This is a genomic window from Micromonospora sp. CPCC 206060 (assembly GCF_036906895.1).
Lineage (GTDB): Bacteria > Actinomycetota > Actinomycetes > Mycobacteriales > Micromonosporaceae > Micromonospora.
In genome coordinates this window covers 1-3,073 of record NZ_JBAKHU010000175.1, presented here as the reverse complement: position 1 = coordinate 3,073, position 3,073 = coordinate 1, and the positions used below count along the sequence as shown (strand labels likewise).

The 3,073-nt window shown below is 68.4% G+C and carries 4 protein-coding genes and 1 pseudogene; 3 read left to right on the top strand and 2 right to left on the bottom strand.

The window, feature by feature from the left end; all coding sequences use genetic code 11:
* The 3 genes and pseudogenes from V6U90_RS32940 to V6U90_RS32930 form a co-directional block, all read left to right on the top strand.
* Window positions 1–155: pseudogene (locus V6U90_RS32940) on the top strand (IS5/IS1182 family transposase); the annotation flags it as partial.
* 225 nt (window positions 156–380) lie between these two features.
* Window positions 381–1,256: a class I SAM-dependent methyltransferase gene (locus V6U90_RS32935; RefSeq protein ID WP_334445012.1), complete on the top strand. Its 876-nt coding sequence runs from the start codon at window positions 381–383 to the stop codon at window positions 1,254–1,256.
* Between the two features lie 147 nt (window positions 1,257–1,403).
* Complete coding sequence (locus V6U90_RS32930; protein ID WP_334445010.1) at window positions 1,404–2,012, top strand: hypothetical protein; 609 nt, start codon at window positions 1,404–1,406, stop codon at window positions 2,010–2,012.
* Window positions 2,013–2,017: 5 nt separating this feature from the next.
* Here V6U90_RS32930 and V6U90_RS32925 read toward each other — a convergent pair whose 3' ends face one another.
* Window positions 2,018–2,593, bottom strand: coding sequence for a TetR/AcrR family transcriptional regulator (locus tag V6U90_RS32925; RefSeq protein WP_334445009.1), 576 nt, complete (start codon window positions 2,591–2,593; stop codon window positions 2,018–2,020).
* Window positions 2,590–2,910 (bottom strand): DMT family transporter, encoded by a 321-nt coding sequence (locus V6U90_RS32920; protein WP_334445008.1) that lies wholly within the window; start codon window positions 2,908–2,910, stop codon window positions 2,590–2,592. Before V6U90_RS32920 ends, V6U90_RS32925 begins: the two co-directional genes overlap by 4 nt.
* Window positions 2,911–3,073: the final 163 nt, after the last annotated feature.

Genomic DNA, 3,073 nt, shown 5'->3' with positions numbered 1-3,073 from the left:
ACAACAGCCTGCGCGCCATCGGCGAACGCGGGAACTCACTGCTCAAGACCACTTTCAAGGCGCTTCGCAACGTCAGCCTCGACCCGTGGCGAATCGGGAAGATCGTGGCAGCGGCCCTCGCGCTGCTGCACTTCGACCACGCCCGAACCACATGATTACCACCCGTGATCAAACCCTTGCGCGGAAAGGCTCACTGGACTGTCTGCGGCGGTGGCGTGCGGCGGACGGTCTCATGATCAGGTTCGGTGTTCTCTCTTTCGAAGGGATCCGGCCGGATCCCGGACGGCAGTGAGGATCTAGTTGCCGTCACGGTTCACGCGTTGCTCCGCTGACCGGTCCACTGTCCCCTGCGACGGCCGGACTGCGGCTATCGTGACCCGATGGCAACCGACAGGTGGGCACAGTGGCTGCTCACGCGCCGCGACGGTGACAGCGCGGCCCTGCGTGCCCGGTACACCCCGGACCTGGCGTGGCTCCGCGACGGCGTCCTCGACCGGGCCGACCTCGCACCCGAGGACGTGCTCCTCGACGTCGGATGCGGGACCGGACTGATCGGATTCGGTGCGCTCGACCGCCTCGGCCCGGACGGTCGCGTCATCTTCAGCGACGTGTCGCAGGACCTGCTCGACCACTGTCGACGTACCGCCGACGGCGACGAACGGTGCAGCTTCCTACCAGCCGCCGCCGAGGACCTCGCCGGCGTCGCGGACGCCTCCGTCGACGTCGTCACCACCCGGTCGGCGCTCATGTACTCCGACCGCAAGGCCACCGCGTTCGCCGAGTTCTTCCGGGTACTCAGGCCGGGTGGACGGCTGTCCATCTTCGAGCCCATCAACCGCTTCACGCTGCAGCACCGTCCTGACGATCTGTTCGGTCTGAGCGGCGGCTCGCCTGTCGACGACCTGCTGGCCAGGGTCCGTGACGTGTACCGGGGGGCCACCGAAGCCGCCGAGCGGCCGATGGTGGACTTCGACGAGCGTGACCTCCTCGCCTGGGCGGTGGCCGTCGGGTTCGAGACGGTGGAGCTGGACTACCGCGCCCAAATCGAGGTACCGGCCGAACCGATCGGCGACTGGGAGGTACTCAAGCGGGTGGCCCCCAACCCTCTGGTCCCGACGTACGGCGAAGCGATCGCCGCCGCGCTGGCAGACGAGGAGCGCGAGCGCCTCGACGCGTACATGACCACCCTGGCAGCGGCCGGGACGTCGACACGTCGCACGATGGCGGTGGCTTTCCTGCGGGCCCTGCGCCCCTGACGTGCATCGATACCTGCGAGGCTCCTTGATGGACGCCCCCAGTCGACAACGACCAGCGGACGACCTCTCGACCGGCCTCGAAAAGTCTCCTAGCATGGCCCCTTCGCAACGAAAATCTTCGATCCCCACGGCCATTAGGAGACTGTCTTGTTCAGGCGCACATTCCCGACGCTCGCCGCCGCCCTGCTCGGCCTGTCCGTCCTGGCGGCTCCCGCCGAGGCGGCCCCGGTGACGGAGCTGGCCCCCGCTGTCGGGTCCACCCTGTCCGCACCCACCGGTTGCACCACCTCGATCGAATGGGTCGTCGAGGGGAGCAACTACTACTACGGTCGGGGCAAGGTGACCTGCTCGACCGGCCGCTACAAGGTGAAGATCCAGTGCCGCAACGCCCAGACCGGCGTGGGATACGTCGTCTACGGCAGCCAGGCGGTCAACGCCCCGAGCACCGCCACCACCACCTGCTACACCGGCAATGTCGCGGAGAAGGTGTACGCCGTGCAGGACCCGCCGGGCACCGGTGTCACCGGCTGCGCACCGTGGATGGAATGGGTCCACGAGGGCAGTAACCACTACTACGGCCGGGGCAGGGTCCAGTGTGACACCGGCAGCTACCGGGTCCGGATCCAGTGCCGCAACCTCCAGACCGGCGTGACCTACGTCGTCAACGGCACCCAGACGGTCTCCGCCCCGAACACCGCCACCACCACCTGCTACAGCGGCAACGTCGCCGAGGTCGTGGAGGCCGTACCCCAGTGACGGTCTCAGGCGCGGCCGTGGGCCCCGGCGAGAGCCGCCACGGCCGCGCTGACGGTGGTGGCGTCGACCGGCCGTCCGGTGGCCAGGTGGTGCAGGGTGACGCCGTCCAGGAAGACAACGAGGGTTCGGGCGGCCTGATCGCCGATCAGGGGCGTCAGCACCTCGTGGACCTGGTCGACCCAGGAGAGCGCCAGTGCGCGCAGTTCGGGGCTACGGGCGGCGGCCAGGTACATCTCGATCTCCGTGAGTGCCCGCCCCCTGTCGGTCAGGTACTCGCAGATCAGGTGGGTGAGTCTGGCTGGTAGATCAGTACCGTCGCCGAGGTGGTCGGCCCACCGCCGCATCTCCTCGCCGAGGTCCGTGTCGGCCTGCTCGAACGCCGCCGCGACCAGGTCGGTCAGGGCGGGAAAGTAGTAGGTCGTCGCGCCGAGGGGCACATCGGCCCGCTCCGCGACCGCCCGATGGGTGGTCCGGCCGATGCCGACATCGGCGATCACCGCCAGGGCTGCGGCGGCCAGTGCGCGTCGTCGTCCTTCCGGGTCGCGGCGGCGGGCGGGTCGCCGTGGGCGTTCGGTGCTCAATGGGCACCGCCGAGGTTGAGCAGGATGACACCGCCGATGATGATGCCGACACCGACGACCTTGGTGAGCGTCAGCGGTTCACCGAGGAAGGTCGCGCCGATGGCGACGATCGCGGCGGTGCCCAGTCCCGACCACATCGCGTAGGCCACCCCGACCGGGATCTCCTTGACCGCCTGGGCGAGACAGGCGAACGAGGTCACGTAGGCGGCGACCAACCCGACGGTGGGCCACAACCGGGTGAATCCCGCCGTCGCCTTGAGCGTGCTCGTACCGACCACCTCGGCCGAGATGGCAATCGCGAGGAAGAGATAGGCCATGACATCCCCACTTTCTAGTACGTCTGTACATGTACAAACGTACTAGAATCCTCTGGCCGAGGACGCACCCGGTGGTCGACATCACCGGGCTGGCAGGATCGTGACTGGTCAGGTGGTCGCTGCGCCGGTGGGTAGCCAGGGACAGCCGGCGACGAGTTCGGTG